Source organism: Bacillus sp. FSL R12-0074, assembly GCF_038005725.1.
Taxonomy (GTDB): Bacteria; Bacillota; Bacilli; order Bacillales; family Bacillaceae_G; genus Bacillus_A; species Bacillus_A mycoides.
This window is the reverse complement of sequence record NZ_JBBOTR010000001.1, coordinates 4,353,319-4,371,630: the sequence shown is the minus strand read 5'-3', so window position 1 is coordinate 4,371,630 and position 18,312 is coordinate 4,353,319. Positions and strand designations below refer to the sequence as shown.

Here is an 18,312-nt window from a genome sequence, read left to right as displayed (position 1 = left end):
GGATGAGTTTTTTAAATAACAGTATTATTTATCATATTGCAATTATTTTATATGCTTGTAGCATTAGTTTATATTTTATAGATTATTTCCAAAGTAACCGAAAGGCGAACCGCTTTGCTTTTTGGTTACTTTCGATTGTATGGGTTCTGCAGTCTATCTTTATGTTGCTTAGGGCTACAGATTCAGAAACGAATCCTATTTTAACTTTATTATCAGGGATTTATTTTTATGTTTGGTTATTGATTACGATGTCATTAGTCATTAATCGATTTATGCGTATTGACTTTTTAGTCTTTTTTACAAATGTTGTAGCATTTGGCGTAAGCGCTTTTTCTATTTTTACACCGCTCGGAAAGATGTCGCCAGTACTTGCAGAGCAATTAGTTTCAGAACTTGTATACGTGCATGTCGGTATGGCGATTATTTCTTATGCAACGTTTACTGTATCGTTTATTTTTTCTATTATGTATTTATTGCAATACCGACTATTAAAAAAGAAAAAGTGGAATGCGAGATTAAGAAGATTAGGAAATTTGCCGAAGCTTGAATCTATGTCTTACGGATTAAATTTATTTTCTGTTCCGTTTTTCTTATTAGCAATTATATTAGGATGCATATGGGGATATACAAAATTGGATAATTTCCATTGGTATGATACGAAAGTAATTGGGTCTTTTGTCGTTCTATTTGTATATTGCGTGGGCTTGTATTTACGAGCAGCAGATGTGTTGCAAGGTAAGAAAATTGTGCAGTGGAATATCGGGGCATTTCTCGTAATGCTAGTTAACATTTTTCTATTAAGCAGTTTATCTAATTTCCACTTTTGGTATTTATAATGAGGAGAGAGAATTATGCGCAAAATTATTGTAGGTTCACGAAAGAGTAAACTAGCATTAACACAAACTAATTGGTTTATTGATCAATTAAAAGCGCTTGGTTTACCATATGAATTTGAAGTGAAAGAAATCGTCACAAAAGGTGATGTTATTTTAGATGTTACTCTTTCAAAAGTAGGCGGAAAAGGTTTATTTGTAAAGGAAATTGAACATGCGTTACTTACGAAAGAAATTGATATGGCTGTACATAGTATGAAAGATATGCCAGCTGTACTTCCAGATGGATTAACGATTGGTTGTACGCCAAAGCGCGTTGACCCTCGTGATGCTTTTATTTCTAAAAACGGAGAATCGTTTAAAGACTTAGCAGAAGGCGCGATCTTAGGAACGAGTAGTTTGAGACGTAGTGCACAACTACTAGCTGCGAGACCAGATTTACAAGTGAAATGGATTCGCGGGAATATCGATACACGCTTACGTAAGTTAAAAGATGAAGATTACGATGCAATTATTTTAGCGACAGCTGGATTACAGAGAATGGGCTGGGACGGAGAAGTTATTACAGAACATTTAGATGAAACGTTATGTGTACCAGCCGTAGGACAAGGTGCATTAGCGATTGAATGTCGTGAGGATGATACGGATTTACTTCAGTTGTTAGCACATATTAATGATGCAGTAACAGAAAGAACAGTGGCTGCTGAACGAGTATTTCTTCATAAACTTGAAGGTGGATGCCAAGTTCCAATCGCTGGATATGCAACTCTTAAAGAAAATGATGCAATCGAATTAACAGCGCTTGTCGGTTCTATGGACGGTTCTGTTTTATTGAAAGAGATAGTAGTAGGTAATGATCCGAAGCAAGTTGGATTAGAGGCTGCGGACCGTTTAATTAAACAAGGAGCAAAAGAGCTCATCCTTGCTGCAAATAAGGAGCAACAATAAATATGAACGCTCTGGCTGGCAAAACAGTATTGATTACACGTGCCCAGCACCAAGCGAAACAAATGAGTGTAGCAGTGAAAGAAAGGAGCGGAATTCCATTGGAAATTCCGCTTTTGCGTATGGAAGGTACGTCTCATAGGCAAATTCAACATATAGCAGGGCAGCTACATTCGTATGACTGGGTTATTTTCACGAGTAAAAATGGTGTAGCTTTTTTTCTAGATAGTTTGAGAAAGAAGCTCCCCGGACCGATTAAAATTGCTGCAGTAGGCGTGAAAACAAAGTTAGAGTTAGAAAAGCGAGGCTATCAAGTAGATTTTGTTCCCACTGCATTTGTTGCAGAAGTATTTGCAGAAGAGTTTGTAAAAAAACTAAGTGGAAACGAATGTATTTTATTTCCGAAAGGGAATTTAGCAAGAGATGTTATTCCAGTTAAACTCCGGGAAATGGGTGTTTCTCTAGAGGAGCTAATCGTATACGGTACGAAAGAAAATGTAATGAAAAAGCAAGAGCTTATAGTAGCGTTAGAAGTAGGGAAAGTAGACATTATTACATTTACGAGCCCTTCAACTGTTGATAGTTTTGTTCGTTTACTTGAGGGTACAAACTGGAGAGAATGGACGAAAAAATGTACAATTGCTTGTATAGGGCCTATTACGGAAAAAGAGGCGAACCTCTATTTTCCACATGTTATTGTGCCAAAAGAGTACACTGTAGAAGCATTACTGCAATGCATTTGTGAATCTATAAAATAAAAGAATGGGGATAGAAATCTATGAATTCTTTACAATTTAATCGTCATCGTCGTTTAAGACAAAGCGGGGGCATGCGTGCGCTTGTACGTGAAACATTTTTACATACAGAAGATTTTATTTACCCTATTTTTGTATTAGAAGGAGAAAATACTCGTAATGAAGTTCCTTCTATGCCAGGCGTATATCAAATGTCTTTAGATTTATTGCAAGCTGAAATGCAAGAGGTCGTTGATTTAGGTATTCGTTCTGTTATTGTATTTGGTTTACCTGCTGAAAAGGACGAAGTTGGATCATCGGCATATTGTGAGCATGGAATTGTACAGCGTGCAATTAAGCAAATTAAAGATGAGTTCCCAGAGCTAGTAGTAGTTGCAGATACATGTTTATGTCAATTCACAAGCCATGGTCATTGCGGTGTTATTGAAGATGGCGTTATTTTAAATGATGAGTCTCTTGCAGCTCTTGCAAAAACAGCTGTAAGTCAAGCGAAAGCAGGGGCAGACATTATTGCACCATCTAACATGATGGACGGATTTGTAACAGCAATTCGCCATGCATTAGATGAAAATGGTTTCGCGCACGTACCAGTTATGTCGTACGCTGTGAAATATTCATCAGCATTTTACGGACCGTTCCGTGATGCAGCACATGGTGCACCGCAGTTTGGTGACCGTAAAACATATCAAATGGACCCAGCGAACCGTATGGAAGCATTCCGTGAAGCAGAATCAGATGTAATGGAAGGGGCCGACTTCTTAATTGTAAAGCCAGCTCTTTCTTATCTAGATATCGTTCGTGATGTGAAAAATAACTGTAACTTACCAGTCGTTGCTTATAACGTAAGTGGTGAATATTCGATGATTAAAGCAGCAGCACAAAATGGTTGGATTAATGAAAAAGAAGTTGTACTTGAGAAATTAATTAGCATGAAACGCGCAGGAGCAGACTTGATTATTACGTATCATGCAAAAGATGCAGCAAGATGGTTACAAGAAGGAGGCGCTAAATAATGAAAAAATTTGATAAGTCGATTGCGGCGTTTGAAGAGGCTCAAAATTTAATGCCTGGAGGCGTAAACAGCCCTGTTCGTGCTTTTAAGTCTGTTGGTATGAATCCGCTGTTTATGGAGCGCGGAAAAGGCTCTAAAGTATATGATATCGATGGGAATGAATACATCGATTACGTATTATCGTGGGGACCTTTAATTCATGGTCATGCGAATGATCGTGTTGTTGAGGCTTTAAAAGCTGTTGCTGAAAAAGGAACAAGCTTTGGTGCACCAACAGAAATTGAAAATAAATTAGCGCAGCTTGTTATCGAGCGTGTACCATCAATTGAGATTGTGCGTATGGTTAACTCTGGAACAGAGGCGACAATGAGTGCACTACGTTTAGCTCGTGGTTACACTGGACGTAACAAAATTTTGAAATTCATTGGTTGTTATCACGGTCATGGTGATTCTTTATTGATTAAAGCAGGTTCGGGTGTAGCAACGCTAGGTTTACCAGATAGCCCTGGTGTACCAGAAGGTGTAGCGAAAAATACGATTACCGTAGCGTATAACGATTTAGAAAGTGTAAAATATGCTTTCGAACAATTCGGTGATGACATCGCTTGTATAATTGTAGAACCAGTGGCAGGGAATATGGGGGTTGTTCCCCCGCAACCAGGGTTTTTAGAAGGACTTCGTGAAGTGACAGAGCAAAACGGTGCACTACTTATTTTTGATGAAGTAATGACAGGTTTCCGTGTTGCTTATAATTGTGGACAAGGTTACTACGGTGTAACTCCTGACTTAACTTGTTTAGGTAAAGTAATCGGTGGTGGCTTGCCGGTAGGAGCATACGGTGGGAAGGCAGAGATTATGCGTCAAGTTGCACCAAGCGGACCGATTTACCAAGCTGGAACATTATCGGGTAATCCACTTGCAATGACAGCAGGTTATGAAACGTTAGTGCAGTTAACGCCAGAATCATATGTGGAATTTGAGCGTAAAGCAGAAATGTTAGAGGCTGGACTACGTAAGGCAGCTGAAAAGCATAATATCCCGCATCACATTAATCGTGCAGGTTCTATGATTGGTATTTTCTTTACAGATGAGCAAGTTATTAATTATGATGCAGCAAAATCTTCAAACTTAGAATTCTTTGCAGCTTACTATCGTGAAATGGTAGAACAAGGTGTATTTTTACCACCTTCTCAATTTGAAGGTTTATTCTTATCGACAGCACATAGTGATGAAGATATTGAGGCGACAATTGCGGCGGCCAAAATTGCAATGTCAAAATTAAAAGCATAATTTCTTAGAGAAAATCGCTTTCCATTAGGGGAGCGATTTTTTTTATTCATAAAGTAGCCTTAGGGAACATAAATCTGTAATGACATATAGTTTGGGAGGGGGAAAAGAAGTGGCAACAGATCATTCATTACGATTTTCATTAAAAGAATCTGTTTGGTTCCAGAAGGGACAGGAAGTCGAAGAACTTTTGTCAATTTCGTTAGATCCAGACGTTGAGATAGAGGAGCTCGATCATGAAGTTATCGTGAGGGGGCAATTAGATTTAACGGGAGAGTACGTTGCAAGGCAAGATGATTCAGCTTATTCATTAAGAGAGCTATCACCAGCAAAGGCAATTGATTATGTAGAAACAAGGGCAGACGGGGTTAATGAGCTTGTCCATTCCTTTCCGCTCGAAATATCAATTCCAAGAAATCGAGTGAAAGTAATTGAAGAATTATATGTATCAATCGAGGAATTTGATTATGAATTAAAGGAAAATGGTTGCTTACAACTATTAGCGGATATATCTATTACAGGTTTATGTGACGAAGAAAGAACCGAGGATGAAGAGGAAGAGACGGTGTATGCCGAGTTGGAAGCTGATTCAGCTGAAGAAGATGAAAGTAGACCTGCGCCGCACGAAGAGGTACCAGCCTATAAAGAATCAGATGGATGGGAAGATTATGCATTTGAGCCGTTTCAGTTAGAAGAAAGAAAAGAGCAAGAAATAGAAGAAGAGGAATTAGAAGAACATGAACTTGTGGAGCGTGAAGAGGAGCAAGAAAAGACGCCACAATTTGAATTGTTCGGGCGGAAAAATTTCAAGAAAGAAAAAGCGAAAAAGCAGGAAGAGCCAGAGGAAGAAGCATATTCACAGCGAGATGAAAATGCACTTTATTTAACGAAATTATTTACGAAAGAACCAGAAGAAGAATTTACGAAGTTAAGAATGTACTTCGTACAAGAAGGAGATACAATTGAATCGGTTGCAGAACGTTATGAAACGACTGTACAAAGCTTATATCGTGTAAATCAATCAGAAGATATATATTTAACTACAGGGCAAATTATATATATTCCTGTTTCAAAAGCAACAGTGAAATAAGTGAGTGAGTTTTTTCACTCACCTCTTTTCTTTTCCTAGAAGCTATGTTTTGAATAAGAAAGGGTTATTCGTATGGATATTGAATTACGAAATCGCTATGAACCCATTGTGAGGCAATATAGATTGGACACTCAGCATATGGAAGAGCACGGAAGTGTAATGAAAATTTATACGAATCAAGGTCCGTATGCGTTAAAGAAAATACAAGATAGAAAATTAGAGCGGAATAATTTTTTACACCATATTCAATATTTGAAGGAGAAAGGTTTTTCGAATTATGTACCTATCTATCACACGACGGACGGGAATTATGTTTTAAGTGATGGGGCGTATAGCTATTATTTAATGCCTTGGTTAGAACGTGCGGAAGGAAATGGCGAAGATAATGATCAATACCATAAGATGTTTCAAACGCTCGGGACGTTGCATCAAAAAACGGTGAAAGAGGAGACTTATACAGAAGAAGATTTAGAAAAACATTATACAAATATATCCGATCGTTGGGAAAATGATGGTGAGATATTAGAAGAGTTTCTTGTAGAATCAGAAGCGAAGTGGTATATGTCTCCATTTGAATTACAATATTGTACGTATTATCACCACGTTATGAGAGCACGTGAGTTCGCAACGAAACAATTAAGTGAATGGCATGATGCAATGAAAGAAAAGGAAAAAACACGTACTACTTTCGTTCATGGAAATGTATCGCTTAATCACTTTTTATTTGATTATGAACGAAACGGTTATTTTATTAGTTTAGAAAAGTCTCAGTTTGCTACACCGGTACAGGATATCGTCAGCTTTTATTCAAGGTCTTTGAACACATATCCAATTGCGCGGAGCGACCGCTTTGAATGGTATCAAATGTATCAAAAAAATTTTCCATTTACGAAAGAGGAGCAGCTTCTTATGTTTGCGTATATGACGTACCCGTCGCATTTTATTCGGCAAATTCAGTCGTATACGAAAAGAAGAAAGAGTCGTAATGAAGAAAATGAGCTTCGAGGGGTAAAAATTCTGCAGCAATCGCATTGGCTCATTAGTAATACAGAATATCTCCTTTCGCAATTACAAGCTGCCCAGCAAGGGAACGGATAAAGAAGATAAGTAGGGAGAACCCTGCTTATCTTTTTTTATTAGTTTCATAAAGAGATAAAAGCTGTAGTTTCAAATTTATCTTGACGAATAAGGTTTCGTTTTTTACACTATTGTATATAATAATTAACAATCACATAAATGCATTGAAGGGGAAGAGTATAACATGAAACGTCTTCAGAGAGGGGAACCATTGGCTGGGAGGTTCTCTAGATAGTTATGTTAGAAGGTAGCCCTGGAGCATCTTTTCTGAACGGAATGATTCTTATTAGGAAAAGACGGATTTGTCCGTTATCAAATTAAGAGTATAAGCAAATTCTGAATTTGTTTGTAAATAAAGGTGGTACCGCGATGTCCCTCGTCCTTTTTTGGATGAGGGGCATTTTTTATTTTAAGGAGGGAAAATAATGTCAAATACGGAAAATAATTTACCAACTAAATATGATCATATGTCCGTTGAAGAAGGCCTTTACAAGTGGTGGCTTGAAGGCAAATATTTCGAAGCAACAGGAGATGAGAAGAAACAACCATATACAATTGTAATTCCACCTCCGAACGTAACTGGTAAGTTACACTTAGGTCATGCTTGGGATACGACGCTTCAAGATATTTTAACTCGTACAAAGCGTATGCAAGGTTACGATGTATTATGGCTTCCAGGAATGGACCATGCTGGTATCGCAACGCAAGCGAAAGTAGAAGGAAAACTTCGTGAAGAAGGTATTTCACGTTACGATCTTGGTCGTGAGAAATTCCTTGAAAAAGCTTGGGAATGGAAAGAAGAATACGCTTCTCACATTCGTCAACAATGGGGGAAAGTTGGTTTAGGACTAGACTATTCTCGTGAACGCTTCACATTAGACGAAGGTTTATCTAACGCTGTTAATAAAGTATTCGTTCAATTATATGAAAAAGACTTAATTTACCGCGGTGAGTATATCATCAACTGGGATCCAGCAACACGCACAGCTCTTTCTGATATTGAAGTAATTCATAAAGAAGTTCAAGGTGCATTCTACCATATGAACTATCCGTTAACAGACGGTTCTGGTCACATTCGCCTTGCAACTACTCGTCCAGAAACAATGCTTGGTGATACAGCGGTAGCAGTTCATCCAGAAGATGATCGCTACAAACATTTAATCGGAAAAACAGTTACACTTCCAATCGTAGGCCGAGAGATTCCGATTATTGCTGATGAATACGTAGAAAAAGACTTCGGAACAGGCGTTGTAAAAATTACACCAGCTCATGATCCGAATGACTTTGAAGTAGGTAACCGTCATGACTTACCACGTATTTTAGTAATGAACGAAGATGGAACGATGAACGAAAAAGCTGGTAAGTATAACGGTATGGATCGTTTCGAATGCCGTAAAGAGTTAGTGAAAGACTTACAAGAAGCTGGCGTATTAGTAGAAATCGAGCCTCATATGCACTCAGTAGGTCATAGTGAGCGTAGCGGTGCAGTTGTTGAGCCTTATTTATCAACACAATGGTTCGTAAAAATGGCTCCACTTGCAGAAAAAGCGGTAGAACTTCAACAAAAAGAAGAAGAAAAAGTAACGTTCGTACCAGAGCGTTTTGAAAACACATACTTACGCTGGATGGAAAACATTCATGACTGGTGTATTTCTCGTCAATTATGGTGGGGACACCGCATTCCAGCTTGGTATCATAAAGAAACTGGTGAAGTATACGTAGGTACAGAAGCACCAGCAGATCTTGAAAACTGGAATCAAGATAATGACGTGCTTGATACATGGTTCAGTTCAGCATTATGGCCATTCTCAACACTTGGCTGGCCGAATGAAGATGCAGCAGACTTTAAAAAGTTCTATTCAACAGATGCTTTAGTAACTGGTTATGATATCATCTTCTTCTGGGTATCTCGTATGATTTTCCAAGGTTTAGAGTTTACAGGAGAGCGTCCATTTAAAGATGTATTAATTCACGGTTTAGTTCGTGATGAGCAAGGACGTAAAATGAGTAAATCTCTTGGTAACGGTATTGATCCGATGGATGTTATCGAGAAGTACGGTGCAGATGCGATGCGTTACTTCTTATCAACAGGAAGTGCACCAGGTCAAGATTTACGTTTCAGCATGGAAAAAGTAGAATCTACTTGGAACTTCATTAATAAAATTTGGAACGCATCACGTTTCGTATTAATGAACATGGATGACATGAAGTATGAAGAAATCGATTTAACTGGTGAAAAATCAGTTGCAGATAAGTGGATTTTAACTCGCTTAAACGAAACAATCGAAAGTGTAACACGTAACATGGATAAATATGAGTTCGGTGAAGCTGGTCGTTCATTATACAACTTCATTTGGGATGATTTCTGTGACTGGTACATTGAGATGGCGAAACTACCACTATACGGTGAAGATGAAGCAGCTAAGAAAACAACTCGTTCTATTTTAGCTTACGTATTAGACCAAACGATGCGTCTATTACACCCATTCATGCCGTTCGTAACAGAGAAAATTTGGCAACATTTACCGCATGAAGGCGAGTCTATTACAGTAGCAGCATGGCCAACAGTTCGCGAAGATTTACAAGATAAAGAAGCGGCAGCAGAAATGCACCTTCTAGTTGATATCATTCGCTCTGTTCGTAACATCCGTGCGGAAGTAAATACACCAATGAGCAAAAAAGTTCAAATGCAAATTAAAGCAAAAGATGAGGTAGTACTAGCTCAGCTTACGAAAAACAGTTCTTACATTGAGCGTTTCTGTAACCCAAGTGAACTAACAATTAAGATTGATTTACAAGCGCCAGAAAAAGCGATGACTGCAATCGTATCAGGTGCAGAGTTATTCTTACCGTTAGCTGATCTTATCAATCTTGATGAAGAGAAAGCGCGTCTTGAAAAAGAACTTGAGAAGTTCGATAAAGAAGTAGAACGTGTACAGAAGAAACTTTCAAACCAAGGATTCGTAGCGAAAGCTCCTGCAGAAGTTATTGACGGAGAGCGTGCGAAAGAACAAGATTATCTAGAGAAACGCGAAGCGGTTCGTCAACGTCTAGCTGATCTTGAAAAATAAAAATGTTTTTCAGAGACTCACTATATTGGTGAGTCTCTTTTCTTTGCGTATAATAGAATTACGAAGTTTGTCTTTTGAAAGGGGAATAGCAAACGTGATACATACATACGAAGAAGCGATAGGCTGGATTCATAGCCGATTGAAATTTGGGATAAAACCAGGACTAGAAAGAATGCAATGGATGTTAGAAGAACTCGGAAATCCAGAGCGTCATATAAAATGTGTTCATCTTGCCGGCACAAATGGAAAAGGTTCAACTTTAACATATATGCGCTACATGTTAGAAGGCGCGAAATATAAAGTAGGATCGTTTACATCGCCTTACATAGAAACATTCAATGAACGTATTAGTGTAAATGGAATACCGATTGCAGATGAAGAGATTGCGGAACTTGTAAATATGGTAAAGCCAGTCGTTGAAAAATCAGATGAGACGGACTTAGGAGAAGCGACTGAGTTTGAAATCATTACAGTAATGGCAATTTGTTATTTCGGTAAAGTTAATTTCTGTGATGTTGTTTTATTTGAAACGGGGCTTGGGGGAAGATTTGATTCTACAAATGTTATTCATCCGGTTCTCACGATTATTACGAATATCGGCCACGATCATATGCATATTTTAGGCAATACACTAGGAGAAATTGCATATGAAAAGGCAGGGATTATTAAGTCTGGTGTTCCAGTTATTACTGGTGTGAAAAATGAAGAAGCATTGCAAGTAATTCAAAAGGTTGCTAAGGAAAACCATGCAAGCTTATATGAACTTGGAAAACAGTTTACAACATTACATAAACATTCTAATGAAGATGGGGAACATTTTGATTTTGATTGTCCATTTGTCTCGTTTGAAAATGTTCGAATTTCAATGAAAGGTATTCATCAAGTAGGCAATGCAGCGCTAGCGCTTATGGCAGTAATGTATTTAAAAACATATTTATCATTTTTAATTAATGAAGAGGAGATGAAAGCTGGCTTACAAGAAGCCTACTGGATTGGTCGATTTGAAAAGTTACAAAGTAATCCAGATATTATAATAGATGGTGCTCATAATCCAGAAGGTATTGAAAGTCTTGTAAAAACAGTAGAGGCACATTATAAAAAGAAGAATGTAATAGTTTTATTTACTGCTCTTGGTGACAAACAGTTACATAACATGGTAGGGCAATTAGAAAAAGTTGCTGATGAAATAATATTTACGACGTTTGCCTTTGATCGTGCCATTTCTGCTGACAAGCTTGCATCGTATTCGCAACAAGAGTCAAAATTAGTTTTTGAAGATTGGAAAGAGGCAATTGATACAAAGGTTGACATGATAGGAGAACATGATGTTTTTATCATAACAGGTTCTTTGTATTTCATTTCCGAAGTTAGAAAATATATTCGCGGGAAAAACTAGATAGTCTTTGCTATCTAGTTTTTTGTTCTACAAATGAAGTCAAATGCATACATATAAGATAATAATATAGGGTTATTTGACGAATTCCTCTGACAAATATCTCGTTTTTTTGTGGAATGAATATGATATGATGCGGACAATGACAAGAGGTGAGGTGTGAGTGTATGGACAAGCAATCACGAACGATCTCGGTGAAAGTAAATGGAACAGAAGCGAAGTATGAGGAAAAAAAGAAGGATGAGTTTGACTGGATGATAGCAGAAAGTGAGAGACCGAAAAATGTCGTTCCGTTTCAAAAAGCGAAATCAGTATCTATGGAAAAATATCGAAAGAAGTGGAGCAATACAATAATCGCAATCGTTGCAACTGCAATAATTATCGGTACTGCATTTGGGATGGGTATGATTCATTTATTAACTGGACAAGGGACGACAGGAGAAGGTAAGGTAACGGCTTCGAAGCAGACAGGTAATGAGGAACAAAAGGTGGGTGGAACGGCAGAACAAACACCAACACCGAAAGAGGAAAAACCAAAAGCACAGGTAGGAACGTCATTAGAACCAATGAAACTATTTTTCGTTCAAGGAGGGCTTTATTCCTCTGAAGAAAAAGGACAGGCTGCTATTGAAGAGTGGAAAAGTAATGGGGGCGTGGCTACTTTGAAACCGAGTGGTGATAAGTATGCGTTAGTTGTTGCTATTACGAGCGATGAACAGGCTGTTAATCAATTAATAGATCAGTATAAGCAAGATGGTGTTTCAGTTTTGAAAAAAAATTGGGATATTACAGATAAAGCATTGCTCAAAAATGATAAAGAAGTAGGAATGTTTTTAGCGAAAGTGCAGCCATTATATACTCATTTAGCAAAATATGTGTCCAGCGTACAAACTAGTGGAAAAAGTAATCCAAAAGATATAGAAGCGATTCAAAAAGAGTGGAAAGCTATGGAAAAGGAAGGGAAGAGTATGAAGCGTGCAGATGCAAAGAAGCTTTATACGTATACGTCAATAGCGGTGCAAACGATTAAGGAAGGGAAGAGCGATAAGGAATCTGTAGCTAAATTAAATCAAGTTATTATTGATGGTATACTTTCGTACGAAAAAATGGTTTCACAAAAAGTAAAATAATAAGATAATGATGAAGGGGAAAGAAGTACATATACTTCTTTCTTTTCTTTTGAATTTAGAGCAAAGTGCTTTCTGTATGGGCAGAATATAATCGTATTTAAAAAGAACTATTATTTTGTTTAGAGAAAATGATATTTCTAGAATTTGTGGGGAAACTATTCCTTTGATACGATTGATTTGAATTATTCTGCTTCATGCGAGAAGGGAAGGAGAAAATATGAGGAAAATTATTTTAGCTTCAGGATCACCTAGGAGGAAGGAACTGCTTGAATTAGCTGATGTGCCATTTGAAATCGTTGTTAGTGAAGTAGAAGAGACGATTGGTGCATATTCATCACCTTCTGATATTGTTATGTCGCTTGCTTTGCAAAAAGCATCTGCTGTGGCAGAAAATCATAGTGATCACGTTGTATTAGGTGCAGATACAATTGTTACATATGATTCACGTATTCTTGGAAAGCCGTCTAATGAGGCTGAGGCGAAAGAAATGCTACAATTATTATCAGGGAAAACACACGAAGTATACACAGGTGTTGCAATTATATCGAAAGAAAAAACGGTAACTTTTTATGAACGTACAGAAGTAACATTTTGGGGATTAACAGAAGAAGAAATAGACGTATACGTTGCATCGAAGGAACCACTTGATAAGGCAGGAAGCTATGGAATTCAAGGTAAAGGGTCTATTTTTGTTCAACATATTCAAGGGGACTACTACAGTGTAGTTGGCTTGCCAATTGCGCGTCTTGTCCGTGAATTAAAACAGTTTGATAGCGATGTAACCCATGTGTAAAATTGCATGGGGTTTTCTTTAGGAGAAATCGTAAAAAAAGGGGTGGAGAGATGAACGGTATTCGTGATGTTGTGAGAGAAGAGCAGCCACGGGAGCGTTTATTGTTAGAAGGAGCAGGAAGTTTATCGAATCGAGAACTTCTTGCAGTTTTACTCAGAACGGGTTCTAAAGAAGAAACGGTGTTAACGTTATCAGATAATATTCTACATCATTTTGACGGCTTACGAATGTTAAAGGATGCAACGTTAGAAGAGATGATGAGCATTCATGGTGTTGGGATTGCAAAGGCGTCGCAGCTTATGGCTGCTTTTGAATTAGGTAGAAGAATGGTACGTTTAGAATATCAAAATAGATATAGTATTCGAAGTCCAGAAGATTGTGCGAGTTATATGATGGAAGAGATGCGTTTTTTGCAACAGGAGCATTTTGTTTGTTTATATTTGAATACGAAAAATCAAGTTATACATAGGCAAACTATTTTTATTGGAAGTTTAAATACGTCGATTGTGCACCCAAGGGAAGTTTTTAAAGAAGCGTTCCGTCGGGCAGCAGCCTCTATTATATGTCTTCATAACCATCCCTCAGGAGATCCGGCGCCGAGCCGTGAAGATATTGAAGTTACAAAACGATTAGTAGAATGTGGTCGAATTATCGGAATTGAAGTACTTGATCATATCATAATAGGTGACCATAAATTCGTGAGTTTAAAGGAAAAAGGTCATATTTAAGACTATTCTTTTTACTTATTTTGTTTTATAATGTGATTTATGAGTTTTTTGTAGAAAATTATCTACAAAAAGGATGCAGATATAAAAAAACGTACTGTTTTTATAAATATAAAGTAAGAAAAATGAGTCCGTGAAAATAAGAAGGGAAGATAAATGATATGTTTGGATTTGGTGGATTTACTCGCGATCTTGGAATAGACTTAGGAACAGCGAATACGCTTGTATATGTGAAAGGGAAAGGTGTAGTTTTACGTGAACCTTCAGTAGTAGCATTACAAACTGATACGAAACAAATCGTTGCGGTAGGTAGCGATGCAAAACAAATGATTGGTCGTACACCAGGAAACGTAGTGGCACTTCGTCCTATGAAAGATGGTGTAATTGCTGATTACGAAACAACAGCAATTATGATGAAATACTACATTCAACAAGCTCAAAAATCAAATGGATTCTTCTCACGTAAACCATATGTAATGGTATGTGTACCATCTGGTATTACAGCAGTAGAAAGACGTGCAGTAATCGATGCGACTCGTCAAGCTGGTGCTCGTGATGCTTATCCAATCGAAGAGCCATTTGCAGCAGCAATTGGTGCAAACTTACCTGTTTGGGAGCCGACTGGTAGTATGGTTGTTGATATCGGTGGTGGTACAACAGAAGTTGCAATTATTTCTTTAGGTGGTATTGTAACAAGTCAATCAGTTCGTGTTGCTGGTGATGATATGGACGATTCAATCATTCAGTACATTAAGAAAAGCTACAACTTAATGATTGGTGAAAGAACAGCAGAAGCACTAAAATTAGAAATCGGTTCTGCAGGCGAGCCAGAAGGTATTGAGCCTATGGAAATTCGCGGTCGTGATTTAGTAAGTGGTTTACCGAAAACAGTACTAATTCAACCAGAAGAAATTGCAGATGCATTAAAAGATACAGTAGATGCAATTGTAGAATCAGTTAAAAATACGTTAGAAAAAACTCCACCTGAATTAGCAGCGGATATTATGGACCGCGGTATCGTATTAACAGGTGGTGGGGCATTACTGCGTAACTTAGATAAAGTTATTAGTGAAGAAACAAATATGCCAGTTCTTGTTGCAGAGGATCCATTAGATTGCGTAGCAATTGGAACGGGTAAAGCATTAGACAATATCGACCTTTTCAAAACTGCTGCTCGATAATATTGCAAAATAAAAATCAATGAAATTAAGAGGGTGTGAACGTGCCACAGTTTTTCTTAAACAAAAGATTAATTGTTTTGTTAGTTAGTATTATTCTTCTCGTGGCATTGATTGGAATCTCATTGAAAGAACGGAACAGTTTATCATGGCCAGAGCAGTTTATAAAAGATACTGTCGGTGTTGTAGAACGTGTATTCCAAAAGCCAGCGAATTATGTTGCCGGATTCTTCGAGAATGTAGAAGATGTAAAGCGCACGTATGAAGAGAATAAAAAGCTGAAAGCAAAATTAGATTCTACCGCAGATTTATCTGCAGTAGTGAAAAATTTAGACGATGAGAATAAAAAACTACGAGAATTAACTGGTAAAGAAAAGTCCCGTGGTGATTATACGGAAGTACAAGCTAGTGTGGTTTCTCGTAATCCCGATAAATGGTACGATTTAGTTGGAATTGATAAAGGAGCACAGCAAGGGATCAAAAAAGATATGGCTGTTGTAACTCCGAAAGGTTTAGTTGGACGCGTAAAAAGTGTATCTCAGTTTACATCGTCAGTAGAGTTGTTAAGTTCGATGAGCCGAACAAACCGTGTTTCTGCTATTGTACAAGGACAAGAAAATATCTTTGGATTAATTGAAGGTTACGATAAAGAAAAACAACTACTTCTTTTCACAAAGATTAGCTCTGATGCAGAGGTACAAAAAGATCAACTAGTTGTAACATCTGGACTTGGTGATATCTTCCCTAAAGGTCTTGCGATTGGGAAAATTGTTGATGTTCAGCCAGATCCATACGGTTTAACAAAAACGGCTTATGTAAAACCATCCGCTGATTTGAATGATGTAGAGCATATTATAGTTGCAAAACGTGATATGCCTACAGCGCCGTTAGAATAGGAGGGAGAGAAGAGATGATGACGATTTTAAAAAGAGCAGCTCTTCCTCTTTTGCTCCTTTTTGTTTTTTTATTTGAAAATATGTTCTCTACTGTTGTTCCAACAGACGTCTTTTGGAAAGGCAGTATAGCAGCACCGCATTTCTTTATAATTGTGTTATGTTTTATTACAGTGTACTATAGTCCGGTTCAAGGGATTTACTACGGACTATTATTTGGTTTCTTATTTGATACCGTATACACGGAACTTGTCGGTATATATATATTTGCTTATCCGCTTTTAGCTTATTTAGTTTATAGTGTGATGAAAGTATTACAATTGAATTTATTTATTGTCGGTTCTATCGTACTGGCTGGCATTGCAGCATTAGAGTATTATGTGTATGGGTTTTTAACTTTGTTAGGACGTACTCACATGTCAGCATCTGTCTTTTTCACAGATCGTCTCCTTGCTACTTTATTGCTAAATGGAATTTTCTTATTAATAGTTTGTTTCCCACTGAGACGATATTTAGTGCGTCTTTCAAAAGCGATAGAAGAAAAAGAAAAAAGGATTTTCTAATTTTATGTCGAATTGAATCGGTGGGGTGAACTTTAGTGGAAGAAAAAAAGCAACAAAATGTAACGATAAAAGGGACAAAAGATGGAATAACACTTCATTTAGATGATTGCTGTTCATTCTCTGAGCTACTAAAAGAATTGGATGAAAAGCTTTCTACACATTACTATGAGAGTGACGGACGTTCTTTAATTGAAGTGCGTGTTAAAGTAGGAAATCGCTATTTAACAGAAGTACAACAAGAAGAGATTCGTACGTTAATTCGCAATAAGAAGAACCTTGTTGTAGAATCAATCGAAAGTGATGTTATAACAAAAGCAGAAGCAATAGCTTGGAAAGAAGAAACAGAAATTGTCCCTATTTCCAAAATTGTTCGCTCTGGACAAGTGTTACATGTAAAAGGCAATTTATTATTAATTGGAGATGTTAATCCAGGCGGAACGGTTATCGCTGGGGGGAATATTTTTGTCTTGGGATCATTAAGAGGAATTGCACATGCGGGGTATGATGGAGATTCAGAAGCTGTTATTGCTGCATCTATTATGAACCCTATGCAACTCCGAATTAGTGATGTGACAATGCGGGCTCCGGAAGAGAAAGAAGACGGAGCAGAGGCGGCAGAATGTGCGTACATTAATGAGAACAATCACATTGTTGTCGATCGCCTGCAACTTCTCACTCATCTTAGACCTAATTTAACAAAGTTAGAAAGGGGAATTGTATAGCTGTGGGAGAGGCAATAGTAATTACATCTGGAAAAGGCGGAGTAGGTAAAACTACAACGTCTGCGAACATTGGTACAGCCCTTGCGTTATCTGGAAAAAAAGTGTGTTTAATTGATACAGATATCGGTTTACGCAATTTAGACGTAGTAATGGGGCTAGAAAATCGTATTGTATTTGATCTTGTTGATGTCGTTGAAGGGCGTTGTCGTTTACCTCAGGCTCTTATTAAAGATAAGCGTTTTGATGATCTTTATTTATTACCTGCAGCACAAACGAGCGATAAATCGGCGGTAACACCTGAACAAATGGATGAATTAATACAAGTATTACGTCAAGATTATGATTACATATTAATTGATTGTCCTGCGGGGATTGAGCAGGGGTTTAAAAATGCAGTAGCAGGTGCGGATAAAGCAATCGTTGTAACAACACCAGAAGTATCCTCAATGCGTGATGCGGATCGTATTATCGGGCTTTTAGAGAAAGAGGATATTGAACCACCGAAACTTGTCATTAACCGTGTGCGTAGTCATATGCTTCATGAACAGGATATGTTAGACGTTGATGAAATTGTACGTACACTGTCAATCGAGCTTCTTGGAGTTGTCGAGGATGATGATGAAGTTATTCGTGCTACGAATACAGGTGAACCTGTAGCACTGCAACCTAGTGGAAAAGCAGCAATAGCTTATCGTAATATTGCAAGACGCTTGTTAGGTGAGAATGTACCATTACAAGCATTTGAACAAGAAAAAGTATCGGTATTTACAAAGATGAAAAATTTCTTTGGAATCCGTTAAAAGCACTTCGCATAAATGCGGAGTGCTTTCTTTTTTCTTCGCATG

17 protein-coding genes and 1 other annotated feature are annotated in these 18,312 nt (G+C 37.6%); all 17 genes read left to right on the top strand.

Going from position 1 to position 18,312, the window contains the following annotated elements; all coding sequences use genetic code 11:
- Nucleotides 1-2: 2 nt before the first annotated feature.
- The 17 genes from NSS97_RS22700 (at nucleotide 3) to minD (ending at nucleotide 18,267) form a co-directional block, all read left to right on the top strand.
- Complete coding sequence (locus NSS97_RS22700) at nucleotides 3-836, top strand: cytochrome c biogenesis protein (RefSeq protein WP_002015354.1); 834 nt, start codon at nucleotides 3-5, stop codon at nucleotides 834-836.
- 15 nt (nucleotides 837-851) lie between these two features.
- On the top strand, nucleotides 852-1,781 hold the full coding sequence (gene hemC, locus NSS97_RS22695) for a hydroxymethylbilane synthase (RefSeq protein ID WP_002034194.1): 930 nt from the start codon (nucleotides 852-854) through the stop codon (nucleotides 1,779-1,781).
- A 2-nt stretch (nucleotides 1,782-1,783) separates the two neighbouring features.
- Nucleotides 1,784-2,536 carry a uroporphyrinogen-III synthase gene (gene hemD, locus NSS97_RS22690; protein WP_002088828.1) on the top strand — a complete coding sequence of 251 codons (753 nt, stop codon included), beginning with the start codon at nucleotides 1,784-1,786 and terminating at the stop codon, nucleotides 2,534-2,536.
- 20 nt (nucleotides 2,537-2,556) lie between these two features.
- Entirely contained in the window at nucleotides 2,557-3,546 is a 990-nt protein-coding gene (gene hemB / locus NSS97_RS22685) for a porphobilinogen synthase (protein ID WP_341114082.1), read from the top strand.
- Nucleotides 3,546-4,835 carry a glutamate-1-semialdehyde 2,1-aminomutase gene (gene hemL / locus NSS97_RS22680; RefSeq protein ID WP_107887396.1) on the top strand — a complete coding sequence of 430 codons (1,290 nt, stop codon included), beginning with the start codon at nucleotides 3,546-3,548 and terminating at the stop codon, nucleotides 4,833-4,835. Before hemB ends, hemL begins: the two co-directional genes overlap by 1 nt.
- A 79-nt stretch (nucleotides 4,836-4,914) precedes the next feature.
- Nucleotides 4,915-5,922 carry a stage VI sporulation protein D gene (spoVID, locus tag NSS97_RS22675; protein ID WP_002015360.1) on the top strand — a complete coding sequence of 336 codons (1,008 nt, stop codon included), beginning with the start codon at nucleotides 4,915-4,917 and terminating at the stop codon, nucleotides 5,920-5,922.
- Nucleotides 5,923-5,994: 72 nt separating this feature from the next.
- Nucleotides 5,995-7,020: a spore coat protein YsxE gene (ysxE, locus tag NSS97_RS22670; RefSeq protein ID WP_107887397.1), complete on the top strand. Its 1,026-nt coding sequence runs from the start codon at nucleotides 5,995-5,997 to the stop codon at nucleotides 7,018-7,020.
- A gap of 134 nt (nucleotides 7,021-7,154) precedes the next feature.
- Nucleotides 7,155-7,386 (top strand) — a binding site (T-box leader).
- A gap of 38 nt (nucleotides 7,387-7,424) precedes the next feature.
- Nucleotides 7,425-10,070, top strand: a complete 2,646-nt coding sequence (locus tag NSS97_RS22665; protein ID WP_002129263.1) for a valine--tRNA ligase — start codon at nucleotides 7,425-7,427, stop codon at nucleotides 10,068-10,070.
- Between the two features lie 94 nt (nucleotides 10,071-10,164).
- On the top strand, nucleotides 10,165-11,466 hold the full coding sequence (locus tag NSS97_RS22660; protein WP_341114080.1) for a bifunctional folylpolyglutamate synthase/dihydrofolate synthase: 1,302 nt from the start codon (nucleotides 10,165-10,167) through the stop codon (nucleotides 11,464-11,466).
- A 164-nt stretch (nucleotides 11,467-11,630) separates the two neighbouring features.
- Nucleotides 11,631-12,593 (top strand): hypothetical protein, encoded by a 963-nt coding sequence (locus tag NSS97_RS22655; protein WP_044442393.1) that lies wholly within the window; start codon nucleotides 11,631-11,633, stop codon nucleotides 12,591-12,593.
- A 217-nt stretch (nucleotides 12,594-12,810) separates the two neighbouring features.
- Nucleotides 12,811-13,386 carry a Maf family protein gene (locus tag NSS97_RS22650; RefSeq protein ID WP_044442394.1) on the top strand — a complete coding sequence of 192 codons (576 nt, stop codon included), beginning with the start codon at nucleotides 12,811-12,813 and terminating at the stop codon, nucleotides 13,384-13,386.
- Nucleotides 13,387-13,436: 50 nt separating this feature from the next.
- Complete coding sequence (gene radC, locus NSS97_RS22645; protein ID WP_002015368.1) at nucleotides 13,437-14,114, top strand: DNA repair protein RadC; 678 nt, start codon at nucleotides 13,437-13,439, stop codon at nucleotides 14,112-14,114.
- 158 nt (nucleotides 14,115-14,272) lie between these two features.
- Nucleotides 14,273-15,292 (top strand): cell shape-determining protein MreB, encoded by a 1,020-nt coding sequence (gene mreB / locus NSS97_RS22640; protein ID WP_002015369.1) that lies wholly within the window; start codon nucleotides 14,273-14,275, stop codon nucleotides 15,290-15,292.
- 41 nt (nucleotides 15,293-15,333) lie between these two features.
- Nucleotides 15,334-16,185: a rod shape-determining protein MreC gene (gene mreC / locus NSS97_RS22635; protein ID WP_002129256.1), complete on the top strand. Its 852-nt coding sequence runs from the start codon at nucleotides 15,334-15,336 to the stop codon at nucleotides 16,183-16,185.
- Between the two features lie 14 nt (nucleotides 16,186-16,199).
- Nucleotides 16,200-16,745, top strand: a complete 546-nt coding sequence (mreD, locus tag NSS97_RS22630) for a rod shape-determining protein MreD (protein WP_044442395.1) — start codon at nucleotides 16,200-16,202, stop codon at nucleotides 16,743-16,745.
- Nucleotides 16,746-16,780: 35 nt separating this feature from the next.
- On the top strand, nucleotides 16,781-17,467 hold the full coding sequence (gene minC, locus NSS97_RS22625) for a septum site-determining protein MinC (protein ID WP_002015372.1): 687 nt from the start codon (nucleotides 16,781-16,783) through the stop codon (nucleotides 17,465-17,467).
- Nucleotides 17,468-17,469: 2 nt separating this feature from the next.
- The gene (minD, locus tag NSS97_RS22620; RefSeq protein ID WP_000503308.1) at nucleotides 17,470-18,267 is read left to right on the top strand and encodes a septum site-determining protein MinD; all 798 of its coding nucleotides are present in this window, start codon (nucleotides 17,470-17,472) and stop codon (nucleotides 18,265-18,267) included.
- Nucleotides 18,268-18,312 lie beyond the last annotated feature (45 nt).